A 22,957-nucleotide genomic window follows, 5' to 3' on the forward strand; every position below is an offset into this window, starting at 1 on the left:
TGTTACTATAGCTAAGGGTTTTGTCTACTGATTGCTACTTGCATTTTTTGCAGCCCGAGCACCCTGCTGATTTCTTGAATATAATCTTTGTCCATACGTAGTAAAAACAGGCCGCTACGATCATAAAAACGATGAGGTATTCTACCGCTGTATTCATTGTTGACTCCTTTGTGAGTTTCTTAAAATCCAAAAATACTTCCAGTGATTCGGTAAACAACCCAAGCCATTAAATAAGCCAAGACAAATAGATAGGCCGTAATGGCAAAGGTCTGCTTAAAAGACTTGGTCTCACGGCGAATCACAGCGAGAGTGGCCAAACACATGGGGGCATACACATAAAACGCCAAGAATGAGAATGCAGTGGCCAGACCCCATTGGGCGTGAATAATAGGGATAAGTGTTTGATTGACAGCTTCATCACCAACGCTACCCACCGCGTAGACTGTACCCAGCGCTGCTACGACGACTTCTCTAGCGGCCAGTCCTGGAATCAAAGAAATACACATCTGCCACGTAAAACCAATAGGGGCAAAAATAGGCTCAATCAAATGCCCAAGCATGCCAGCAAAGCTATAATCAATAGCAGGGCCAGTCCCATTAGCAGGTGCAGATGGAAAGGTAACCAATGCCCATAGCACCACGGACAAAGTGAAAATAACCGTACCTGCTCTTCTTAAGAAGGCATTTACCTTATCCCAAAGCTCACCAGCGATATGCTTAACATTAGGCATGCGATAAGTAGGCAGCTCCATCAACAAAGGAAAAGCAGATGATTCTGATTTGGCATTATGAAAGCATTTGAATAACCATGAGACAAATGCCGCTGAGCAAGTGCCAACCACATACAATGTAAATAAAGTGATGCCCTGCAGATTGAATACACCGAGCACCGTTTGGCTAGGTATGACTGCTGCAATGATGAGCGCATAAATCGGTAGACGAGCCGAGCAAGTCAACATGGGTAGGACGGCAATCGCCATTAAGCGTTCTTTATGGCTTGGAATCGTACGAGTTGACATCACAGCTGGTACAGCGCAAGCAAACCCTGAGAGCAGTGGAATAAATGAGCGTCCAGAAAGTCCCACTTTTGCGAGTAAGTTATCTAACAAAAACGCCGCACGCGGTAGATATCCTGAGTCTTCTAATATTAATAAGAACAAAAACAGCAGCGTGATTTGAGGTATGAATACAATGACGCTACCCACACCAGCCACGATACCATCTACGATAAGACTCTGTAAGATACCATCTGGTAGCCATTGCATCAGCAGTATGCCTACGCTACCAACCAGCCATTCAATACCATCCATCAAAGGTGCAGCCCATGCATAGACTGCCTGAAAGATGACAAAAAGAATCGTCAACAAAATAACAACCCCTATGACAGGGTGTAATGTCAGCTGATCTAAACGTTCATGCCACTTTGGCAAGCGTTGTGCACTCGTGACCGCTCGGCTCAAAATATCATCCGCTTGTTGATACATGATATGCGTGTCGCTATCACCACCAAAGAAATGAATGGGTTTATCATTATTACCAATATAATCAATCAGCTCGTCAGCCAAGGTTAGTAGCTGATCACAGCCCTTACGCTTGATAGCAACAGTCTTGGCAAAGGGTACACCGAGCTCCTCTGACAATACTGATGCTTCTACTACTAGCCCGCGACTATGCGCCACATCACTCAAATTGAGTGCGACAATGATTGGTAAGCCTAAGTGTTTTAGCTCAAGCAGCATTCTTAAGGACATGCGTAGGTTGGTCGCATCTGCCACAAAGATGATGCCATCAGGGATAGATTCACCAGGCATTTGACCAAATAGGACTTTGCGAGTGACCTCTTCATCTAAGCTGGCGGTCTTTAAGCTATAGGTGCCGGGCAAGTCTAAAATGCTGACATTATCGTGACCAAGCAGCGCAGCACTGCGCTTATCAACGGTGACGCCAGAATAGTTGGCGACTTTGGCTTTGGAGCCTGTCAGTACGTTAAAGGTCGCCGTTTTACCGCAGTTGGGTGCACCAACTAACGCCAACGTGATAGGCGTTGTACGCTCTTTTACTTGATCGATTGGTATTGAAAAGGATAATGAAGAGGACATAGGCTTATGCATCACTTCTGAAGATTTATATGGGGAGGTTGGATAAAGCAGGTCAGTATCGAGCAATCAGTGCAAGACTATCGCTTATCCTTATACTGACGATATCACTCGGCATCTAATTTTAATCAGCTCATCAGCGCGTAAGCTAAACTGAGCACCTGTACTCAGCTGGACAGCATAAGGCGGCTTACCAAAGAGTCCTTTGGCAACAATATGAATCAACGTATTGGGCAAGAATCCTAAGTCCTTTAGTCTTTGGCTGATAGCACCATCTATCTCGCCAAACCGTTTATTGGAGACAATATCTTCAATCATGGCAGGTTGACGTTTATTGAGGTCTAATAATGAGCACAAAGGTAATAGGTTTTGATCTGAAAGAGTAGGAGAGTGAGTTGAGGTAGGATAAGAAGGTGTAATTGTCACACTCATAGAGAGTCCTTAGTTATTTGCATTCGTGCAAATGATAACCATTACGATTTTTGTGTGATTATATGCCTCGTCTATAAGAAAAACAATCGGTATAAAGTGTTATTTGTATGATAAAAAAACCAGACAGTAAGTAAGCAATAAGCAACTGTCTGGTTTTATCGTACGATATCTAGAGCCCTTGATATGGGAAGCTGTTTTAGCTAACCCTCAAGCTGAGCCATGACTTCAGCAGAGAAGTTAACGTTAGTATAAACTTCTTGCACATCATCAGCATCTTCTAACATATCAATCATCTTTAGGACTTTTTCGGCATCATCGACATTGTCGATCTCAGCTGTGGTAGATGGTGACATCGTAACTTCAGCATTGTCAGAGATGAGACCTGCAGCATTGAGAGCATCTTGGACTTGACCAAAACTTTCCCATTCAGTGATAACGAGCAAGCTTTCGCCGTCATTTTCAATATCAACGGCGCCCGCATCTAGTGCGACTAGCATGACTTCATCTTCTAAGTTGATATCATTAAAGGAGATCTCACCGCGCTTAGTAAATAAATAAGCAACCGAGCCTGACGTACCGAGATTGCCATCGCATTTGGTAAAAGCGTGACGCACTTCACTGACCGTACGATTGAGGTTGTCAGTCATGGTTTCGACCAGTACCGCCACACCGCCAACTCCATAGCCTTCGTAGCTGACTTCTTCCATATTTTCATTATCACCGCCGCCTGTACCACGGTCGACAGCACGATTGATCGTGTCGCGCGTCATATTGACTGATAGGGCTTTTTCAATGACAGCACGTAAGCGTGGGTTTTTGTCGGGATCAGGATCACCTTGCTTGGCAGCAGAAACGATTTCACGGATAATTTTGGTAAATACCTTACCTTTTACTGCATCCTGACGGGCTTTGCGGTGTTTGATATTTGCCCATTTTGAATGGCCTGCCATATAACATCCTTAAGTTCTAGGTATCAATTATTATGTATAAAAAGGGGTGATCAAGAACACCCTTAGGTCTGTGATTACTTGTCTTTATAGTATCATTACTTTGTCATTTTGAGGTAATAGCGCTACTCATGCGTTGACGATTTGTATGTTGTTCAGAGTGCTTTTTTGTTACACTGTGGCAACTTATAGATTGTCTTCGCTACGACAAGTGAGCAATATTATAAACCAGTTTTGACTGTTTTCACCAACTTGCCCTTATTCATCCTATTTTAAGTCACTGACTGTCATCAAGTCATTGAGTTTATAAAGTTACTGATCCTATGAAGCAATCAACTGCTGAAGCCATTACACATCTGCGTAACCGCACGCATATCATCATTGAAGGTACTGATACCCGATTGGGTAAGCTGTTTGATATTGTGTTGCTGATTGCGATTGCAGCCAGTGTGGCTGTTGTTATGCTAGACAGTGTGCTCTATATGCGTTTGCAATATGGCGTGCTGTTTTTTTATGCAGAATGGTTTTTTACCATCTTATTCACGATTGAATATGCGCTCAGATTGTTTTCAGCACCCAACCGCTTACGCTATATCTTTAGCTTTTTTGGCGTCGTAGATTTATTGTCCGTGTTGCCAAGCTATTTGAGTCTGATGTTTGTGGGTGTACAGTATCTACTCGTGATACGTGTCTTACGTATTTTGCGCGTGTTCCGAGTGCTCAAGCTCAAAGCTTACATGCAACAAGCAGGGTTTTTGGCTTCAGCGCTTAAGACCAGTCAGCAAAAAATCACCGTATTTTTCTTATCCTTGGTTTTATTGGTCACCATCTTTGGGTCAATTATCTACGTGGTAGAAGGCCCTGAAAACGGTTTTACCAGTATTCCATTGTCTATCTATTGGGCCGTTGTTACGATGACCACGGTTGGTTATGGTGATATGTCACCTAAAACGCCACTGGGACAAGCCATTGCAACCATGGTCATGATCACCGGTTATTCGATTATCGCGGTTCCGACGGGTATCTTTACCTCTGAGCTGGCTCGTAATATGCGTCCTCAGCTCAATCCGGTTACCTGTCCAAACTGCGGCAAATTCGGTCACGCGCTAGGCGCAGATTTTTGTGATCGTTGTGGACACGCGCTGCATATCTAAGGTGTGTCCTCATTCTAAACATGTCTTTTATGATGCCTCAGTGTACTCATGAACCAGTGCAGACAAATCAATCTCAACGCCTAAATTGACCAGATTCCAGTACTGACCTGATACAGTACGGTCCAGCATCATGGTCATGGCAGAGGGTTGAAACTGTCCAAAGTATTTTAATGAGGTACGCATTTGGGTAATGGCTTCATGATGTACCTGACTACTACCAAAATCAAACGCCCCTTCTTGATACGGACTGATAGACAAAGGCTTTAAGCCAATGGATAGCCACTTCTCATAAAACTCACCTGGGATGTTTTTGTCATCTTGACGTCGAACGTCTAATGCCACAAGATCTTGCTCGAGCGCCGTGACATCACCTTTGATAGCATGCTTGGCAAAGCGGCGAAACAACTGTACTTCGCTATGGCTATAACTTCGAATACCCCCAAAATCGTAAGCCACGACGCTACCGTCATGGCGAAAAGCAAAATTGCCTGGATGTGGGTCACAGTGCATACGGTACAAGCCAAATAATTGCCCAGCGGTAAAATGAAACAAACGCTCAGCTATCTTTTGCTTGGTGTCATTGTCCCATGTCGCAGCCACTGTCAACGTATCGCCCATCTCTTCGGTCAAGGTCAAAATACGCCTAGAGGAATGACTGCTGATTACTTTAGGAATGATGAGACCTTCGTCTTCTGCATGAAAGGCGCCGAATACGCGCAAATTATGCGCTTCTTTGACATAGTCCAGCTCGTCATGCAGGCTCTGACGAATCTCATTAAACAACTGCTCTTGCAGCTGCTTACTCATATTGAGCACGCCTGCGATTTTAAGTGCCATGCGTACTTGTTTGAGGTCACTGTCACAGTTTTCATCGACATCGGGATACTGAACTTTGACCACCACTTTTTGTCCAGAGGGTAGCGTCGCTTTATGCACTTGCCCGATTGAGGCGGCAGCAAATGGGGTCTGTTCAAACTCAAGGAACAGTTCTGCTATAGGGGCTTTGAGCTCCCGTTCGACTTGTGCTCGTATCTGCGCATAGGGCATCGGCGGGGCATCTTTTTGCAGTTTCTCTAAAGCAGTGGCCACTTCAGGAGGGAACACGTCTTTATACTGTGAGGCAATTTGTCCCACTTTCATCACCGCGCCTTTCATCTCACCTAAGGTCTCAGCAATCTGAATACCCACATCTTGCATCAAGTCTGAACGAGCTTGTATCCGTTTTTCTTCATCACTTGAGAGATGCTTAAATGAGTTTTTAGCGGCTTTTCCGGCAATGCTCGCTGTCATGCCAGCAAGTTTCATAAAGCGCTTTCCAGAAGATTTTGCCATTCATGTCACCATATAGTGGTTTGTTTTTCAGTCACAATTCTATTATTTTCAGTATAAAATTACTGTTTGACTACTGTGTGATAGCAGCCTGATTTTTCTGAATCATAACGTTGCTGTGTTCTGCCTAAAGTCAATGAGCTGTCAAAACCTATCATCAGATTCCTATTAATGATCCAAATCGATCGAGTAGGTGTTGCTCAACCAGTAGTCTAGTGCCATCTGATACCCCATATGCCCCAAACCGCAAATAACACCAACGGCAATATCACTTAGATAAGAGTGCTGTCGAAAAGACTCACGTGCATGGACATTGGATAAATGCACTTCTATAAAGGGTTTTTGCGTGGCCAGTAGGGCATCGCGTAAGGCGACAGAAGTATGCGTAAATGCGGCAGGATTAATAATAATCGCATCCACTTGGGCAGGCTTTTCTGCCAATAAGCCATGATGCTGTATCTCATCCACCAGATTACCCTCGTGATTAGACTGTATACACATCAGCTCGATACCGTGTTCGGCTGCACGCTGGATCAATCTGTTTTCGATGTCTGCGAGCGTCATATAACCATAAATTTCAGGCTCACGCTTACCCAGTAAGTTTAGATTAACCCCATTCACCAACAGTAATTTATGGGTAAGCGCCTGCTCAGTACGTTGGTCAGTTGGCTTTTCTACTTCGTTAGCGGGGGTAGATGGCGTCATAATGGTCTCGGTAATTATAATTGGTTAAGAGGGCATGCATGGTGGATTCAAAACAAAGTCGATACGTTAGTGACTATATACTAGGTACTCTATTTTAGAAAATACAAGCATATTAAAAAATACAGGCGTCTAAGATAAAGATCTCTTAATTGATAACACGACCTAGTATCACAAAGCCTTCGTCTATGAATCTATCATTTCAGCTGACTTTTCTCTTTTTAATCAGATGATGTATTTCTTTGCTAAATAGCAGCAAGTGATTTATCTCAGCGCTTTATCATAACAGCTCGCAGGCTGCGGTATAAAAAAATTACACGAAAAATTCACCTAGGCGGCAAAAAGCATGTTAAAAGTCTTTATGTTGCTAAAAACCCGTGCTATGATATTTTTTATGCAATATATATTGCAAGTTTGTTACTGATGTTTAATATAAGCATGAGTAATAAACGTCAGACTGTTAAGTTTTTGATTTCACAATCTTAGATCCCGTTTATATGCAATGTTGCAAAGGAATTTGGGACTAAGCGAACTTTTTTAGGAAGTAATATTATGTCAGCTCGTGAACAAGGTACCGTTAAGTGGTTTAATGATTCAAAAGGCTTTGGTTTCATTCAACGTGACAGCGGAGAAGACATTTTTGTCCATTTCCGTGCGATTCAGGGTGATGGCTATCGCTCTCTAAAAGATGGTGAAAAGGTTGAATTCAGTGTGGTAGAAGGCGATAAAGGCCTACAAGCTGAAGAAGTCAGAAAGACAGAAGAGTAATCTATTCAGGCATTAGCGCGGTTTAGTGATAATGTCTGTACGAACTACTGATATACTACTAAGTCAAGCCCATCTTGTCTTACCTATGCTGAGAAAAAGGCAGCATATTTGGTAGGGTCAGATTTGGGCTTGGCTTTTTTTATGTTTGTCGGTCTTATGTCTATCCGCAATTAGAAAGACGGTAGTCGGTTTGCAATAAAGTCGAGAGACCAATAGATATATGCTCTGGTTATAAATTTTATAGCATGTTTGCCTGAAGTATATTAAAGCTAGGACATATCAAAGTTGGGACATATCAAAGACGGCAACACATCGATATCAGTAGTATCGTATCGCTTTTAAAGTGACGCCGCGATATTTGTAGATTTGATACCATGACCGTTACGGTTCAACAGACCTTAATATGCATGAGAATATAAAGCGTGTTTAGAATGAATAAAATACAAGCAATTAATTTAAAAGGATATTTTTTTGAGTAATTTTACGACGTTTACGGATCTGCCGCTTACGGATGCGACCTTACGCGCAGTGAGTGATTTGGGCTTTACTGCATTGACGCCTATTCAAGCAAAAATATTACCCCATACATTGGCCCATCAAGATGCGATTGGACAAGCGCAAACTGGAACGGGTAAGACCGCAACGTTCTTGATAACCATCATGGAAGCGTTGCTCAAGCGTCCTTTTGCTCATGATGAAGAGCGTTATTTGGGTGAGCCGCGTGCCGTGATCATGGCACCAACTCGCGAGCTGGCGCAACAGATATTTGATGACTGTATTACGTTGACCAAATATACCTCGCTTCATAGTGTCTGTATCATGGGTGGTACCAACTATGAGACTCAGCAGCATGAGCTTGAACGTCAATATGTCGATATTTTGGTGGCGACACCTGGTCGTCTGATTGATCTTGCCAACAAAGGCATGGTCTATTTAGACCGCGTAGAAGTGTTGGTATTAGATGAAGCAGATCGCATGCTTGATATGGGGTTTATTCCTGATATAAAACGCTTGGTTGGTCGGATGCCAGCCAACACAGATCGTCAAAGCCTACTGTTCTCTGCTACCTTTAATCAAGACGTGATGAACTTGGCTTATCGCTGGTTACATGAACCACAGTTTGTCGAAATCGAGCCAGAACATAAAACCAGTGAATTGGTCGATCAGCATTTTTACTTACTGACAGAAGATCAAAAGTTAGAAGCGTTAGAGCGTATTATCAGTGATAAAGCAGTCGAAAAAGTGATTGTATTTGCCAACCGCAAAGATCAAGTAAAGCGCTTGTATCACAAGCTGCGCCAAGCGCATAACATTGTCATGTTATCAGGTGATGTGATCCAGCAAAAACGTGAGAAATACTTACAGCGTTTTAAGGATGGTCATGCTTCTATTTTGGTCGCGACAGATGTCGCAGGACGCGGTATTCATGTGGATGATATTAGCCATGTGGTCAATTATACGCTGCCTGATCAGCCAGACGATTATGTACATCGTATCGGCCGTACGGGACGCGCAGGCCAGACAGGGATTAGCATCAGTTTTGTGAGTGAGGATGATGCCTTTAATGTACCCGCATTAGAAAAGCACTTGGACACTAAGTTTGCATTAGAGCAGTGGCAGCCATAGTACTATATTGACCCTTACAATAAAAAGAGCCTGTAAAACAATTATGTTTTACAGGCTCTTTTGTTATGGCTTTTATACACCTTGTCAGCTAAGTACTGATCTGGATTACTTCGTCACTATTCAATGTGCGTGCGCTGTTGGTTCTTGTTCGTTTTCTGCATGAGCGGGCATGGTACTCATGTCATGCATGCTATGCTCCATATCCTCATCCATCGTCATCTCTGACCCCATGTCATGACCTTCATGATGCATGGCGCTCATATCATGATTCTCTGCCATGTCAGCATCCAACATCATTGCAGTATGACTACTATGATCCATGGCAGCCATATCATGCCCGCCATGCATACCTGCCATCATGATGGGCACGATAGCAACTGCCAACCCAGATATTACCATGACAGCACCGTTAAGCTGTCTCAAGCGAAAACGGCCAATCTTGTCACGCAACCAACCAACTGTCTCATGTGTGGCGACTAGCATCGGTACAGTTCCTAAACCGAAAACGAGCATCAATGCGGCACCGCTCAGCGGATTATGAGCGACCACGGCAATCAGCAGGGCACCATAAACCAGTCCACAAGGTAAAAACCCCCACAGCAGGCCAGCGGTCAATGCTCTTGGAAACGTATTGAGCGGAAATACCTTTTGACGTAGTGGACTAAGATACTGCCAAAAGCGCATCCCAAAACGCTCAAGCTTGGTCAAAAACGGCGCGCCAAGCATGGTAACACCCACAAATACTAGTACCAGTCCCAATAAGATGCGCGGCATACTATTGCCGCGCATCAATGGCTCTAATACAGTAATACCAATCAATCCTGCAACCAAACCCAACGTGGCATAACTCGTTAAGCGTCCAATGTGATAGGTGGCAACCAGTGCGCGGCGTTTAGTGGGGCTGACATCTTTCATAGACAGTCCAAACGCTGTCACCAGCCCGCCACACATACCTAAGCAATGCGGTGACCCAAAAAATCCCATGAATAATGCCGCAACGAGTAAAGCTGTGGTCATGAATGCATCTCCTACAAATGGTGAAAAGCAAAACTATCAATATCATTATTAAAAAATGTTAGTCAATGTGCCTATATTTATAGCACCATCTTTTTTGGCTATCGGTAGTCTTTAGCGCTTTAAGCCTAATAAGCACGGCTTAGCGTTTGGCATTTTTATCTATGTCAGAATGGCTGATAGTGTCTGCATCCTTCACGGTATTGGCATGCCCACTATTATTAGCACTGTCATCATAGAGGTCATCATCAAGCAGGACGTCATGAGGTGATACACTTGATACGGGACGCTCATGCGCTTGCATGGTTTGACGACGCTCTTGACGATCCTCTAAGATAATACGCTGTGAGGCATTATCCAGGTCTTCAAACTGGTTGGATTTGACGGCGTAGCGTACTGCCCAAATCGCAACCACAAACAACATAAGACTCAATGGGATTAATAAAAATATACTAAGCATAGCGATCTCTTTAGTAGCAATCTCTTATTATACACCCATCATTACGTCAAATGACTTAGTTCAGGTCAATCGTTATTCACTTGGTGTTTTTGTCGCATTACCTCTAGGAGTGAGCAGCTGCTGCGCCGTTACGTCATTGGCATGGCGACAGTTCATCTGCGGACGTATCACATCCCGTAGATAAGCGGCAATCTCATAAACAGCACGGCGTGAATGACTCAGGTTTTGTGCAGGTTTCATCCAGTCGCGTCGTACAGGCAAAGGCGCACTAAGAGGCGTGCTGTTGATACCATTTAACGCAAACTGTCTGCGAGCACGTGCCATATGGTAGCTGTCAGTAATGAGGTAGACATGATGTAGTGGGATGCGTTTGGCAGTAAAACGGGCATTTTCACAGGTGTTCATGCTGGCGTTTTCACTGATCAGTCCATCAATACCATGCTCTATCAGCCATTGTCCAAGCCAAGGGGCTTCAGCGCCACTCAATACAATGGGTAGAGGCAGGTCATGATAAGCACCCGCTGCGGTACGAGCACGGTTGAGACTATAGCGATTGAGAATGATCTGATTATTATTGTCATTGGTCAGTCCGCCACCTAGCACGACGTAAGCGGTAGGCGGTGAGCTTGTGGCGACAGAAGGCATGGCGGGCAGTGGTAATAGCATCAATACATAAACGACCGCTTGTGAGAACAGCGGTGTGAATAGGCTTATCAGCATTAAAATAACAGACGTCGAGCCTAATATAAAGGTGACGTTGATGATGCGAAATAGCTTTATTAAGCGTTCAGCTGAACGCAAATAGCTTCGCCACAAACGTTTGGACCATGATGGTTTAAACCACATGCTCAGCAGACCCAGTCGAGCCATCAGCGTTTACCCATACAGGCTCACGCGATAACTGAATCGCAAATTTTATATATACCGTGTCAGCGATGTAATGCTGCGCTATCGCGACATCTTCTTGAGTGGCTTGATAAGGGGTATGATTGGTTAACACTAGGGCTTGCTGCTGGTGAGTGACAATAGGGGCAACGCCGCCACCTTTTAATCCTGCCTGCTCAATGAGCCAGCCTGCAGCCACTTTCGTCATCGCATCAGGCATTGGATAGCCAACGATCGTAGGATAAATGGCTTGCAGCGCCATAAACTGCTCCTGAGCAATAATAGGATTCTGAAAAAAACTGCCACAATTGGGCAATTGCTTAGGGTCAGGCAGTTTCTGTTGACGAATATCTATAATCGCTTGCATCACATCATGCGGGGTGGGCAGCTTGCGTCCTTGCTGATCAGCGTAGCGCTGCGCTATGGTTTGAACATCACCATAACTGGCTAAAATATTGGTTGGATCAGTATGCAGTCTGAACCCCACACGGCTGATTAGCCAAGTGTTTGGTGTACGCTTAAAGATACTGTCACGATAGCCAAATGCACAGTCGCTCGCTGATAAGTGGTGCCAAGTCTGGGTGGGTAGATGATATGCACGTACGTATTGTAGGCAATCCTCTAGCTGTACTCCATAAGCACCGATGTTTTGTACCGGTGCGGCACCAGTGAGACCCGGTATCAGCGCAAGGTTTTCTAACCCGTACCACCCTTGATTGACGGTATGTACCACCAAATCATGCCAGTTTTCACCTGCCATGACCTCGATATCGACGTAATCATCCGTTTGAGCAACGATATCAATACCGCGCATTTTTGGCTGCAATACTATGGCGTTTAGTTCTGCTGGCAAGAGAACATTGCTACCACCAGATAACACAAATAGTGGGCGCTTACGTGCTGCACCTTCAGCATACGTTGTCATAAAATCGTCAAGCTGTGCCTCATCCGTCAATGTGACAACTGTGTCAGCGAGACAGGCTAATGCCATGGTATTGGCCTGTGACAGATCACTTGAACTGCTGGCTAGTAGATCTATCGAAGAACCAGTTGCAGTCAATGGTTGAGTACTCAGATCAAGAGGTGCAGCTTGGGTCATAATATAGCCTATGTGGCAAATAGATAACAAATTACATCACATTTATTATAAAGGATACAGCGCGTAGAAGTCGTAAAAATATAGCTCTTATCGATAAGGTATGTCCTAATTCTTAAAAATCATGTCCTCATCCTTAAAATCAGGGCATGTCTATAACCTATCTTAGCAATATTTCCAACTTTCTATCCAAGCTTGTGCACTGGATTCGATGCGCTCAATCACTTCTTCAAAATCATCACCATCGCCTTTATAAGGATCTGGCACATCATTACCGCCATAGGTAGGGTCTTCTTCGCTGAATAAGGCGAGCTTTGCCAAAGTGTTTTCTGTATCTGTGATGCCATCTTTGATGGCTTGTAGATCAGCCAAATTTTGCGCATCCATGGCCAAAATCAAATCAAATTTTTGAAAGTCATTGGCATTTATCTGGCGGGCGATGAGCTTATTAATCTTATAGCCGTGTGACTTTGCATGGCGCTGTGAACGCTTGTCAGGTGCATCACCGACGTGCACATCACTGGTGCCCGCTGAGTCTATCTTGATTGACAATCCGGCAATCGCCGCTTGCTGGCGAAAAACCTCTTCGGCCGTTGGAGAACGACAGATATTACCTAAACAAACCAATAGTACAGAAGAGGGCGTACAGGATTTCATCAACATAATGTGACCTTCTATAACAAAAAAAACATGCCATAAGAAGCTCACAGTGTTAGCGCGGCTTTTATTAGCATGCAATCGATTGAATCAGCTGCTAGCGTAACGCCTAATGTCTTGAATGGCAAGGATAGAGATTAAACAATAGCGTCACTTGTCATGGTTTTGACGCAGTATTATGCATAGCAATATCATGTAATGAAATAGCAACCAAGGATAGGGCTATATTATTCTTGGTTGCTTTTAAAGCGATGCAAATCACGACGCTCTTTCTTATTGGGCTTATTATCCGGACGAGCGAGGTTAGCAAGTTTGCGCTGTTCAGCATAGTAAGCACGTCGTGTCTCACTTTCTTTGGTTTCTGAATACAAGACCTCGGCGGCAGCAGCATTGCCGCGCTGTGCCGTTAGGGCCTCAACGGTGACGGTTTTTTCCGTCATGGCAGTGGCTGAACCTTGACGAATGGTAAGCTCATCTCCGACTGAGATCTCCTTACTGGTCTTTACGCGGCTACCGGCATAGTGTACTCGGCCACTTTCGATCGCTTGCTTGGCAAGGGTACGTGTACGATAAAAACGTGCGGCCCACAGCCATTTATCGAGACGGATTTTGACCAACCCTTGAGAGTTGTCAGTATTGTTCTTCATAAGTGCCACTCTGTATTTGTTTTTATACTAACTAATATTAGGGCAAATTTGATATTTGCAAATAGATTTTATGACTATGACTATGACTATGACTATGACTATGACATGAGGGACAGTGCTGACGTGAATGAATGAGCAACAGCGTTAGCAATGGCTTTCGTTTGTAATACCTCATCTGTCTTTTAAGGGGGTTATATCAGTGACACCACTGCTGCTCACAAGGTATACCATCGTTATTGCCATCCATTTTTGTACTCGGGCAATTATTAATGAAATAAGTGGCCTCTGCACAGGATGTCATTTGAGAGCAGTGTTGTCTACCGTCACATGAAAACGCTGAAGCTGCTGGCTGGGTATTCAGAACAGGAGATATAGTGGACTCTGAAGAGGGGTCTACATCCACGTAGGTAAGCGGTATGTCATCAATATCAGTAGCGGTAAGAGCAGGTTGGGTGACAACATTTGCTGCTGCATTGGTTGCAGGTTGCTTGATCGTATGTTTGGGTTGAAGCAATCTATAACCTATCAGCACGAAAATCAGTAAGGTTATTATCACTAATATTTTATTTATCACTGTGCCATACCTACTAGCTCATAATCACGATTAATCTGACGCTGGCAGTTTCAATCAATCGAGAAACTGCCAGCGCGTACGATACTTTAAGTGCGTTTTTATTCACATGCTCTGACTTGCTAACGCGCTTTTGCTATTTTAAAAACAACTGATAGCCAATATTGTCATTGAGCATGGTGCAGTCATAACCAATATCTAGAAGGGCATCTTGTAGCTGACGAGAATTGCCTTCTGAGGCTTGTAGTCCAACCAACACCCGACCTTCAGCAGCACCATGATTGCGATAATGGAATAGGGTGATGTTAAAGTCATCGCCCAATTTTTCTAAGAAGGTCAGTAGTGCGCCTGGACGCTCTGGGAATACGATACTCAGCAGCTGCTCATTTTCGACATGAGCATGCCCACCGATTAGATGGCGAATATGCGATTTGGCGATATCATCATCGGTTAAGTCGTGCGCCGTATAGCCATCGGCCGCCAACTGATTACTGATGGTTTGACGCTCTTTATCGCCTTCTTTTAAGGCAATACCAACAAAGATTGAGGCAGGCTCCCTCGAGTCTGGTGATTTTTTGCTGTCCGCACGATAGTTAAACTCAGTGATGTTACGGCCATGCAGACTGCGACAGAAGTTTAAGAATGCACCAGTCTGCTCGGGGATAGTCACTGCAAAGATGGCTTCTTTTTTCTCACCAATCTCAGTACGCTCGGCGATATAACGCAGACGATCAAAATTCATATTGGCACCGCAAATTATACCAACGCAGTTTTTGTCTTGTATGTTATTGGCTGTCAGATATTTTTTCATGCCAGCGACTGACAATGCACCAGCAGGTTCAACGATGCTGCGGTTTTCTTCAAAGATGTCTTTAATCGCTGCACAGACTTCGTCATTGGTACAAGTGATGACTTCAGGTTCAACGATAGGGCCTGAATTATCGCTCTTTTGAGTGCGTATCACATCAAAAGGCAGCTCGCCAATTTGAGCCACTGCCACACCATCGACGAACAATCCAACTTGTTCAAGTTTGACGCGCTCGCCAGTTTCTAGTGCGGCCTTGAGGCAGGCGGACTGCTCAGCCTCCACCGCGATGACTTTGACGTGCGGCGCCACTTCACCTAAGAAGGCGGCAACACCTGAAATCAAACCACCACCACCAACCGCCACAAACACGTAGTCCATATTACGCCACTGCTGGGTCAGCTCGAGTCCGATCGTACCTTGTCCTGCAATGACCAATTCATCATCATAAGGCGGTATGAAAGTGAGGCCTTCACGCTCAGCGCGGTCAATCGCATAGCGGTTTGCTTGGTCAAAACTGTCCCCATGCAGATCAACATGACCACCCAGCGCTCTGACAGCATCGACTTTGATGTCGGGCGTGGTGGTTGGCATCACGATGATATTGTTTAGTGATAGTCTACGTGCAGAATAAGCCACGCCTTGTGCATGATTACCTGCTGATGCACAAATGACGCCGCGCGCTTTTTGCTCATCGCTTAACTGGCTGATACGGTTGTAAGCGCCGCGCAATTTAAAGGATTTGACCGGCTGTAAGTCTTCGCGTTTAAATCGAATGTCATTGGCAAAACGTTGGGTCAGCTTGGGCGCCGTTTCAAGTGGTGTTTGAATAGCAACGTCATAGACGGTGGCTTGTAAGATGGCTCGTACCCAGTGTGACAGCATAGTAATTCCTAAACAAAATGTAGATGAATATAAAAGTATAAATGAATACAAAAACGAAATAGATTAGCCTATGCTGATTTTGAGTGTCTTGCAACACTCAATTGCAGTTTTCTTAGGATTTCAGGTCTGAATGTACACAAAGTAGTGGTATGTGCGAAAGATAGACGCTCTGTACCTAGAAAATTAGAGTCATGATTGCGCTAACATCCATCAAAATCATCGGTTATAATAGCCGCGCATTTTACCTCTTTTATAATGATATCGTCAGTTCAAGATAATTTGGATACAAGGTGGGCGAGTGGACGTGCTACCAGTGGTAGTCTAAGCGAGCCTAACGAGCGCCATATCCCGTTTATATAGGACTGACTGTCCGTTTATTTTCCAAGGATTTATGATGAGTGATCAGCAAGCACAAAAGCAAGCCGCAGCCAAAGCTGCTCTAAGCTATATCGAAGATGGTATGATACTTGGAGTAGGGACGGGCAGTACGGTTAATTGTCTGATTGAGCTATTGCCAACAGTAAAGCTTGCTGGTGCGGTTGCCAGCTCACAGGTTACAGAAGACAAACTTCGTGCCCTTGGTATCGAGATAGTTGATTTGAACTTCGCTGGTACGCTCGATGTTTATATCGATGGCGCTGATGAGGTCAATGAGCACTTGCAATTGATCAAAGGTGGTGGCGGCGCATTGACTCGTGAAAAGATTGTAGCAGCTGCCTCGAATAAGTTCGTTTGTATGGTTGATGAGAGTAAAAGCGTTGAGATACTAGGTCGCGCGTTTCCTGTACCGATTGAAGTATTGCCACAAGCACGATCTTATGTGGCTCGCCAGTTGGCCAGACTGGGCGGTGAGCCTGTCTACCGTGAAGACTTTGTCACCGACTATGGTAATGTCATTCTAGATACATATGACTTGGATGTGAGTGATCCAATAGCATTGGAAAAAGAGCTGAACAATATCGTGGGTGTGGTGTGTAATGGTATCTTTGCAGCCAATCAAGCAGACGTTTTGCTAAAAGCAAGTGCAAATGGGGTAACGACGCTCACGCGTTAATCTACTATAAACAACTGTTATTGATACTGATACATAAAAAAAAGCCGTCCAGATTTGGACGACTTTTTTATTTGGGAACTTGTTAATGCGTTACACCACTCTCTTTTTATAAAGTAGGTTATGCAGGCAACTTGATTTTGTCTTTGAGCAAGAACTCCATCAATGCTTTTTGCGCATGCAAGCGGTTTTCGGCTTCATCCCAAACGACAGAGCGCGGATCGTTGAGCATGTCATGGGAGATTTCCTCGCCGCGATGGGCTGGCAAGCAGTGCATAAACACCACTTCAGGATCGGCTTTGTCTAATAGAGAGGGCGTCACTTGATAAGGCGCAAAACGACGTGCGCGCGTATTTTGCTCTGACTCTTGACCCATACTTGCCCACACATCGGTGACAATTAAGTTAGAGTCTTTTGCCGCATCTTGCACGTTTTCTACCAAACTGACGCAATGTGAAAATCGTTCCATGAGTTTTGGATCAGGCTCAAACCCGTATGGTGCTGCCACACGTAGCTCAAAACCAAATTGATTGGCAGCCTGCATAAATGATGAGCACATATTGTTGCCATCACCAACCCAAGTCACGATTTTATTTTCAATGCTACCGCGATGCTCATAATAGGTCTGCATATCAGCAAGCAACTGACAAGGGTGGTACTCATCAGTCAAGGCATTGATAATAGGTACACTTGAGTATTCAGCAAAGGTTTCAACTTTTTCGTGCCCAAAGGTACGAATCATGATGATGTCGACCATGCTAGAGATGACACGTGCTGAGTCTTCTAATGGCTCACCGCGACCGAGCTGCGTGTCGTTCGGTGATAAAAATATGGCATTGCCACCAAATTGACCCATGCCTGTCTCAAACGAGATACGGGTACGAGTCGATGACTTTTCAAATATCATGCCAAGCGTACGACCCACAAAAGGCTGGTATATCTCGCCTGCATGTTGCATCTTACGCAATTCGCTTGCACGCTTGATTAAGTTTTCTAGTTCTTGTTTGGTTAAATCAGATAAGGTCAAAAAATGGCGCAAACTCATAGTAATCCTAGCAGTCGATCGCAGTCAGTGAAACGTCATCAGTGTTCAATAGCATCGCGTCAGTGCGTATACTGGGTTGACAACAAACTTTTAGTATAGCGTATTTACTTTCAATGTAAACGGGCAATTTTATCAAGATTCAACGGCTCACCAAATCCGTTAAAACAGAGTGGCCAGCCATCAAATCTTGACAGGTTTCGATGTCTAGGCTAGTACACGCTTTGGACGTATGCTGAGGCGACACAGTAGCTCGTAGCTAATCGTGCCGGCATGTCCTGCGATTTCATCGACGCGTGGCGCATCGCCCCATAATACCACCTTGCTATCCAAAGCAAGACTCTCAAGCGCGTTACTGATATCAATGACAATCATATCCATGGCCACGCGCCCAATCACAGGGCAGCGGTAGTGTTGGGTGCTATCGGCATCGATGACAGTGACATAAGCGTCGCCTGTGACCACACGCGGATAACCATCGCCATAGCCGACGCTTACCAATGCCGTTCTGGTGTCTGTCTGAGCTTGCCAGTGACTGCCGTAACCAACAGCATCATTGGCACTGACAGTCTGTAGCGCAATAATCTGAGCACTAAAATCCATCGCTGGTTGCAAGTCTAATTCCTGTGCGCTTTTATCAACGACAGGTGAGCTACCATATAAAATGATACCTGGACGTACCCAGTCATAATGATGTTCTGGGAAATTAACAACACCCGCTGAATTGCACAACGAGCCTTGAATGTCTGGGCTAATAGTCGCTTGCAAAGTCGCCAGCACACTTGAGAAACGCTGAATCTGCATTGCATTTAATGGGTGTTCACGCTCGTCAGCATTGGCAAAATGCGTGGCCAGTATTAATTGATATCCTACTTCATGTAGACGTTTTGCTACTGACAACACTTCCTCAGCATTGAAACCCAAACGGTTCATACCCGTATTGTATTTCAGCCAAGCCACTCGAGTGGCACTGCCAGCAGGCGGGATATTTTGTAGTGCCCATTCTAGCTGTGGTCGGTGGTGAATCACGCAGCTAATATCATGATCAATCGCTTGTTGCCATTCATCAGCGCTAAATGCACCCTCTACGAGACCTATGGTTTTGTTCCAACCCAGTTGTCTAGCCTCTAGCGCTTCAGTCAAGGTAGCAACGCCAATACCATCTGCTTGTTGCAGGGCTGGCAAGACTGCCGCCACGCCATGTCCGTAAGCATTGGATTTTACCATGGCGAGCACTTTAGAATGCGGTGCGCGCTGTTTTACCTGATTGAGGTTATGGGTAATGGCTTTTGGTTTTATAGTAATCGTGCGCATAATTGCCTTCTTTATAAGTAACATTATGAAGTTATAAAGCCAGTGCAACATTAATTGGGCTAATGCTGCACTGGCTAGTTTATTAAAAATCGTTCGCTATCTTACGAATATTGTCTCTTTAAAAAGCTTTTATTCATCATTTTCATAGCTGGCATTTTGATAGTACTCTGGTGTTAGATTGATAAAGCGGGTAAATTGACCCTCAAAGCCTAAGCGTAGCGTACCAATAGGGCCATTACGCTGTTTACCGATGATGATTTCAGCCACACCTTTATGATCTGAGTTTTCATTATAAACCTCATCGCGATAGATGAACATAATCAAATCGGCATCCTGCTCAATCGCACCAGATTCACGTAAATCTGACATGATAGGCCGCTTGTTAGGGCGGTTTTCTAGACTGCGGTTAAGCTGTGATAAGGCAATCACAGGGCATTCAAGCTCACGTGCTAGCGCTTTTAGACTACGAGAAATCTCAGAAATTTCTCCGACACGGTTGCCATCTAAGCCAGGCACTTTCATCAACTGTAGATAATCGACCACGATTGCACCAAGCTTGCCATCATGGTTTTTGGCAATACGGCGGCAGCGCGAACGCATCTCAGACGGTGGCAGGGCAGTACTGTCATCGATATATAAGTGTTTGGATTGTAAGTGCTGAATGGCATTCATCATTTTTGCCCATTCATCTTCATTCATTTGTCCAGAGCGTAGATGCGTCTGGTTAATCGCACCCCATGAGGAGAGCAGACGCATCACGATAGATTCGGCAGGCATCTCCATCGAAAACACCACAACGGGCAAATCTTCATTGAATAAAATTCCTTCTGCCAAGTTCATCGCAAAGGTGGTTTTACCCATAGAAGGACGTGCTGCGACAATGATTAAATCACCTGCCTGTAAGCCTTGGGTTTTATTATTGAGCTCAGCAAATGGGGTCTGCAAACCAATCATGCCGTCTGGGTTTGACTTGAGTTCTTGAATTTTGTCGATGACATTGGTCAACACAGAGGTAATGCCGACAGGGCCGCGCTGCTCAGCACGTTTGTTATGCTGCTCATTGATACTAAAAATCTTGCCTTCAACATTGTCCAAGATATCACTGACGCTTTGGTCTTTTGGGTTATAGGCAAGCGTCAGCATGTCGTTACCCGTAGTAATCAGCTGACGTAAGGTGGACAGCTCACGTACACGCTGGGCATAAGCGGTCAGGTTAAACAATGTTGCAGGACTTTGGCTCAAAATATCGGCCAAATAACCGTCACCACCTGCGCCTTTGAGTAGTTTCTGAGCCTCTAGCCAGTCGTGTACCATGACCGTATCATAAGGCTCATTCACTGCTGCCAAATGGGCAATGGCATCAAAAATATACTGATGTCGCCCAGCATAAAAGTCGTCTTTGGTGACAATATCTGCAATCTTGTCATATGCCTCTTCGATACTCATCAAAGACGCGAGCAATGCTTTTTCAATATCAATATTGTGCGGCGGTGTCTGATTGAGTAAGTCGTCGGTTTTTTCGTTGTCTGCCATGAGTGCCTAATGTGTCAAAAGTCGATATAGTCAAGTATATATAAATCCGCTACATCGTCATCCTCGCTAAGCATACTAATGTATAACTTACACTCGGTTTCCTTGTATCGAAATTATATTGAACTGACTATATAAAAGAAGGTATAAAAAAAGAAGATAAACGGATATTCGGTATCCGTATTTATTTTAATAATATCGCAAAGTAACTATGGCATCTCTCTACGAGAGACGTACCAAAACGTGGTCTCACATCTGCCTGTAAATGCTACAATCAAAGGCGAAAGTTTAACACATAATGTGCTTTTTTTAGACCTCATGAGTAACTAAATCAAAAACTATCAAGCCTTATGAATTGGAAAAAGCATGCCACATCCAAGTATATAAATTAATAAGATCCACTATAAATACAATAGAATCAATGATTTAATATAAGAAAAGGCCATTGTTATGACACAAGAAAAAAAACCACTATTGATTACCACAGGTGAGCCTGCGGGCATTGGAATGGATGTGGTATTAGGACTGGCGGCCGAGGGTAAGTTGCAAGATTTCGCTCTTCCGATGTGGGTGACTGCTGACGCTAAAGCCATGCAAACTCGCGCAGATGAATTGGTCGCAGCAGGCGTGCTCGAAAGTACGCCTAGTTGGCATACTATCAATACAGATATAAATGCCGCTAACTTCGATGTTAACTTGGTAATGCAGATATCACAGCAAGATATAGACGTTGATAGTGCTTTTATTTTACTGAATATTCCTTGTGCAGCACCAGTCGTGTGCGGCCAAATCAATATCGTTAACTCAGCGATGGTGGCGAAGCAGTTAGAGATTGCACATAATCTCGCAACCAGTGGCACAGTCGCTGCTATCGTCACAGGTCCACTACAAAAATCAGCGCTGATAGATGCCGATATCAAGCTGTTAGATGGCACGATGTTTAGTGGTCATACTGAGTTTTTTATGCAGCAAAGCAATCGTAAAAAAGTCGTCATGATGCTCGCCAACCAAGCAATGAAAGTCGCGCTGGTTACCACGCATTTGCCATTAAAAGACATAGCCGCCGCTATCACAGCAGAAAATGTACGCCAAACCGTACAAATCGTTATTGATGACATGAGAGAGAAATTTGGTCTCACGCAGCCTCGCATCTTAGTCTGCGGCCTCAATCCTCATGCAGGCGAGGGCGGACATCTGGGTATGGAAGAGATTGATATTATTAATCCCGTGTTACAAGAGTTCATCGCTGCGGGCGTGGATATATCAGAGGCGATGCCAGCCGATACATTGTTTACCCCAAGACATCTAGCAAACTGTGATGCCGTTATCGCCATGTATCATGACCAAGGTTTACCAGTGCTAAAATCGCACGGGTTTGGTGATACGGTTAATCTGACTTTAGGTTTGCCTTATATTCGTACTTCGGTCGATCACGGAACGGCGCTAGACTTGGCAGGAAGCGGCGGTGCAAGTGCGACCAGCTTATATCAAGCACTGCGTATGGCCAATGAGATGGCTGACAAATCACTTATTGATAGACCTCTTGCATAAATTAATGTCTTAGAGATATTTGTCACGCAGTATTGTGTCACTTTAATATCAGCAATGCCTATCTATGCATCATCGCATCATCAAACATACTCTAATATAAGTGGTTCCATTATAGCGGTCTATTTTAAGTGGTCTGTTAATAGGTTTGATGGGTGAAATAGCTGGTTCCGTTGAAGTACACCTAGGGCAAACCAATCAGATATTTTCCCTTAAGGAAAATAATTCGACAGTTTGCCCAGCTTTAATAAGCTTTGGCTAAATATTCAAAGCAAAACTCAATAACACGCGTTTACCAGACTGAATTCGTGAAACACTGTGCTCATGCTTATCAGGACGAAATAAATAAACTCTGTCAAACAGGTTTATAATACAGTTTGAACATTCGAACACACCAC

The 22,957-nt window shown here is 44.3% G+C and carries 20 protein-coding genes and 1 pseudogene; 5 read left to right on the top strand and 16 right to left on the bottom strand.

Going from position 1 to position 22,957, the window contains the following annotated elements; all coding sequences use genetic code 11:
• Nucleotides 1-179: 179 nt before the first annotated feature.
• From feoB to IP510_RS08040, 3 genes are all read right to left on the bottom strand, one after another.
• Nucleotides 180-2,099: a ferrous iron transport protein B gene (feoB, locus tag IP510_RS08030; RefSeq protein ID WP_227669592.1), complete on the bottom strand. Its 1,920-nt coding sequence runs from the start codon at nt 2,097-2,099 to the stop codon at nt 180-182.
• Between the two features lie 90 nt (nt 2,100-2,189).
• The gene (locus IP510_RS08035) at nt 2,190-2,528 is read right to left on the bottom strand and encodes a FeoA family protein (protein ID WP_194364269.1); all 339 of its coding nucleotides are present in this window, start codon (nt 2,526-2,528) and stop codon (nt 2,190-2,192) included.
• Nucleotides 2,529-2,728: 200 nt separating this feature from the next.
• Nucleotides 2,729-3,478 (bottom strand): YebC/PmpR family DNA-binding transcriptional regulator, encoded by a 750-nt coding sequence (locus tag IP510_RS08040; RefSeq protein WP_194364270.1) that lies wholly within the window; start codon nt 3,476-3,478, stop codon nt 2,729-2,731.
• Between the two features lie 320 nt (nt 3,479-3,798).
• Here IP510_RS08040 and IP510_RS08045 point away from each other — a divergent pair, with 320 nt between their 5' ends.
• Nucleotides 3,799-4,629, top strand: coding sequence for an ion transporter (locus tag IP510_RS08045; RefSeq protein ID WP_194364271.1), 831 nt, complete (start codon nt 3,799-3,801; stop codon nt 4,627-4,629).
• A 27-nt stretch (nt 4,630-4,656) separates the two neighbouring features.
• On the opposite strand, the gene IP510_RS08050 is transcribed toward IP510_RS08045, so the two are convergent.
• Together IP510_RS08050 and aroQ are read right to left on the bottom strand one after the other, a co-directional pair.
• Nucleotides 4,657-5,961 carry an ABC1 kinase family protein gene (locus IP510_RS08050; protein WP_194364272.1) on the bottom strand — a complete coding sequence of 435 codons (1,305 nt, stop codon included), beginning with the start codon at nt 5,959-5,961 and terminating at the stop codon, nt 4,657-4,659.
• A gap of 165 nt (nt 5,962-6,126) precedes the next feature.
• Nucleotides 6,127-6,663 (bottom strand): type II 3-dehydroquinate dehydratase, encoded by a 537-nt coding sequence (aroQ, locus tag IP510_RS08055; RefSeq protein WP_194364273.1) that lies wholly within the window; start codon nt 6,661-6,663, stop codon nt 6,127-6,129.
• 549 nt (nt 6,664-7,212) lie between these two features.
• Here aroQ and IP510_RS08060 point away from each other — a divergent pair.
• Both IP510_RS08060 and IP510_RS08065 read left to right on the top strand, forming a co-directional pair.
• The gene (locus tag IP510_RS08060) at nt 7,213-7,428 is read left to right on the top strand and encodes a cold-shock protein (protein WP_194364274.1); all 216 of its coding nucleotides are present in this window, start codon (nt 7,213-7,215) and stop codon (nt 7,426-7,428) included.
• A 471-nt stretch (nt 7,429-7,899) separates the two neighbouring features.
• A complete protein-coding gene (locus IP510_RS08065) occupies nt 7,900-9,054 on the top strand; it encodes a DEAD/DEAH box helicase (RefSeq protein WP_194364275.1) in 1,155 nt (384 codons plus the stop codon).
• 120 nt (nt 9,055-9,174) lie between these two features.
• Here IP510_RS08065 and IP510_RS08070 read toward each other — a convergent pair whose 3' ends face one another.
• From IP510_RS08070 to ilvA, 8 genes and pseudogenes are all read right to left on the bottom strand, one after another.
• Nucleotides 9,175-10,071, bottom strand: a complete 897-nt coding sequence (locus IP510_RS08070; RefSeq protein ID WP_194364276.1) for a sulfite exporter TauE/SafE family protein — start codon at nt 10,069-10,071, stop codon at nt 9,175-9,177.
• Between the two features lie 139 nt (nt 10,072-10,210).
• Nucleotides 10,211-10,528 (bottom strand): cbb3-type cytochrome oxidase assembly protein CcoS, encoded by a 318-nt coding sequence (gene ccoS / locus IP510_RS08075; RefSeq protein WP_194364277.1) that lies wholly within the window; start codon nt 10,526-10,528, stop codon nt 10,211-10,213.
• A gap of 72 nt (nt 10,529-10,600) precedes the next feature.
• On the bottom strand, nt 10,601-11,374 hold the full coding sequence (locus IP510_RS08080) for a YdcF family protein (protein WP_194364278.1): 774 nt from the start codon (nt 11,372-11,374) through the stop codon (nt 10,601-10,603).
• Nucleotides 11,364-12,512: a UDP-N-acetylmuramate dehydrogenase gene (murB, locus tag IP510_RS08085; protein ID WP_194364279.1), complete on the bottom strand. Its 1,149-nt coding sequence runs from the start codon at nt 12,510-12,512 to the stop codon at nt 11,364-11,366. The genes IP510_RS08080 and murB overlap by 11 nt, the downstream gene beginning before the upstream one ends.
• Nucleotides 12,513-12,674: 162 nt before the next feature.
• On the bottom strand, nt 12,675-13,172 hold the full coding sequence (locus IP510_RS08090; RefSeq protein WP_194364280.1) for a low molecular weight protein-tyrosine-phosphatase: 498 nt from the start codon (nt 13,170-13,172) through the stop codon (nt 12,675-12,677).
• Between the two features lie 221 nt (nt 13,173-13,393).
• A complete protein-coding gene (locus tag IP510_RS08095; RefSeq protein WP_194364281.1) occupies nt 13,394-13,813 on the bottom strand; it encodes an RNA-binding S4 domain-containing protein in 420 nt (139 codons plus the stop codon).
• 196 nt (nt 13,814-14,009) lie between these two features.
• A pseudogene (locus IP510_RS13845) lies at nt 14,010-14,168 on the bottom strand (excalibur calcium-binding domain-containing protein); the annotation flags it as partial.
• Nucleotides 14,169-14,520: 352 nt separating this feature from the next.
• On the bottom strand, nt 14,521-16,074 hold the full coding sequence (ilvA, locus tag IP510_RS08105) for a threonine ammonia-lyase, biosynthetic (RefSeq protein WP_194364282.1): 1,554 nt from the start codon (nt 16,072-16,074) through the stop codon (nt 14,521-14,523).
• Nucleotides 16,075-16,468: 394 nt separating this feature from the next.
• Between ilvA and rpiA the strand changes: the two genes are divergently transcribed.
• The gene (gene rpiA / locus IP510_RS08110) at nt 16,469-17,128 is read left to right on the top strand and encodes a ribose-5-phosphate isomerase RpiA (RefSeq protein ID WP_194364283.1); all 660 of its coding nucleotides are present in this window, start codon (nt 16,469-16,471) and stop codon (nt 17,126-17,128) included.
• A 118-nt stretch (nt 17,129-17,246) separates the two neighbouring features.
• On the opposite strand, the gene argF is transcribed toward rpiA, so the two are convergent.
• The 3 genes from argF to dnaB form a co-directional block, all read right to left on the bottom strand.
• The gene (gene argF, locus IP510_RS08115) at nt 17,247-18,170 is read right to left on the bottom strand and encodes an ornithine carbamoyltransferase (RefSeq protein WP_071001655.1); all 924 of its coding nucleotides are present in this window, start codon (nt 18,168-18,170) and stop codon (nt 17,247-17,249) included.
• 204 nt (nt 18,171-18,374) lie between these two features.
• Nucleotides 18,375-19,481 (bottom strand): alanine racemase, encoded by a 1,107-nt coding sequence (alr, locus tag IP510_RS08120; RefSeq protein WP_194364284.1) that lies wholly within the window; start codon nt 19,479-19,481, stop codon nt 18,375-18,377.
• 129 nt (nt 19,482-19,610) lie between these two features.
• Nucleotides 19,611-21,014: a replicative DNA helicase gene (gene dnaB / locus IP510_RS08125; protein ID WP_194364285.1), complete on the bottom strand. Its 1,404-nt coding sequence runs from the start codon at nt 21,012-21,014 to the stop codon at nt 19,611-19,613.
• 447 nt (nt 21,015-21,461) lie between these two features.
• Between dnaB and pdxA the strand changes: the two genes are divergently transcribed.
• The gene (pdxA, locus tag IP510_RS08130; RefSeq protein WP_194364286.1) at nt 21,462-22,562 is read left to right on the top strand and encodes a 4-hydroxythreonine-4-phosphate dehydrogenase PdxA; all 1,101 of its coding nucleotides are present in this window, start codon (nt 21,462-21,464) and stop codon (nt 22,560-22,562) included.
• The last annotated feature ends 395 nt before the right edge of the window (nt 22,563-22,957 follow it).

Origin of the sequence: Psychrobacter sp. NG254, from assembly GCF_015277735.1 — a bacterium.
Lineage (GTDB): Bacteria > Pseudomonadota > Gammaproteobacteria > Pseudomonadales > Moraxellaceae > Psychrobacter.

Coding starts and splice junctions, on each gene's coding strand:
- feoB (WP_227669592.1), bottom strand. CDS start 2,099: ATGTCCTCTTCATTATCCTTTTCAATACCAATCGATCAAGTAAAAGAG.
- IP510_RS08035 (WP_194364269.1), bottom strand. CDS start 2,528: ATGAGTGTGACAATTACACCTTCTTATCCTACCTCAACTCACTCTCCT.
- IP510_RS08040 (WP_194364270.1), bottom strand. CDS start 3,478: ATGGCAGGCCATTCAAAATGGGCAAATATCAAACACCGCAAAGCCCGT.
- IP510_RS08045 (WP_194364271.1), top strand. CDS start 3,799: ATGAAGCAATCAACTGCTGAAGCCATTACACATCTGCGTAACCGCACG.
- IP510_RS08050 (WP_194364272.1), bottom strand. CDS start 5,961: ATGGCAAAATCTTCTGGAAAGCGCTTTATGAAACTTGCTGGCATGACA.
- aroQ (WP_194364273.1), bottom strand. CDS start 6,663: ATGACGCCATCTACCCCCGCTAACGAAGTAGAAAAGCCAACTGACCAA.
- IP510_RS08060 (WP_194364274.1), top strand. CDS start 7,213: ATGTCAGCTCGTGAACAAGGTACCGTTAAGTGGTTTAATGATTCAAAA.
- IP510_RS08070 (WP_194364276.1), bottom strand. CDS start 10,071: ATGACCACAGCTTTACTCGTTGCGGCATTATTCATGGGATTTTTTGGG.
- ccoS (WP_194364277.1), bottom strand. CDS start 10,528: ATGCTTAGTATATTTTTATTAATCCCATTGAGTCTTATGTTGTTTGTG.
- IP510_RS08080 (WP_194364278.1), bottom strand. CDS start 11,374: ATGTGGTTTAAACCATCATGGTCCAAACGTTTGTGGCGAAGCTATTTG.
- murB (WP_194364279.1), bottom strand. CDS start 12,512: ATGACCCAAGCTGCACCTCTTGATCTGAGTACTCAACCATTGACTGCA.
- IP510_RS08090 (WP_194364280.1), bottom strand. CDS start 13,172: ATGTTGATGAAATCCTGTACGCCCTCTTCTGTACTATTGGTTTGTTTA.
- IP510_RS08095 (WP_194364281.1), bottom strand. CDS start 13,813: ATGAAGAACAATACTGACAACTCTCAAGGGTTGGTCAAAATCCGTCTC.
- ilvA (WP_194364282.1), bottom strand. CDS start 16,074: ATGCTGTCACACTGGGTACGAGCCATCTTACAAGCCACCGTCTATGAC.
- rpiA (WP_194364283.1), top strand. CDS start 16,469: ATGAGTGATCAGCAAGCACAAAAGCAAGCCGCAGCCAAAGCTGCTCTA.
- argF (WP_071001655.1), bottom strand. CDS start 18,170: ATGAGTTTGCGCCATTTTTTGACCTTATCTGATTTAACCAAACAAGAA.
- alr (WP_194364284.1), bottom strand. CDS start 19,481: ATGCGCACGATTACTATAAAACCAAAAGCCATTACCCATAACCTCAAT.
- dnaB (WP_194364285.1), bottom strand. CDS start 21,014: ATGGCAGACAACGAAAAAACCGACGACTTACTCAATCAGACACCGCCG.
- pdxA (WP_194364286.1), top strand. CDS start 21,462: ATGACACAAGAAAAAAAACCACTATTGATTACCACAGGTGAGCCTGCG.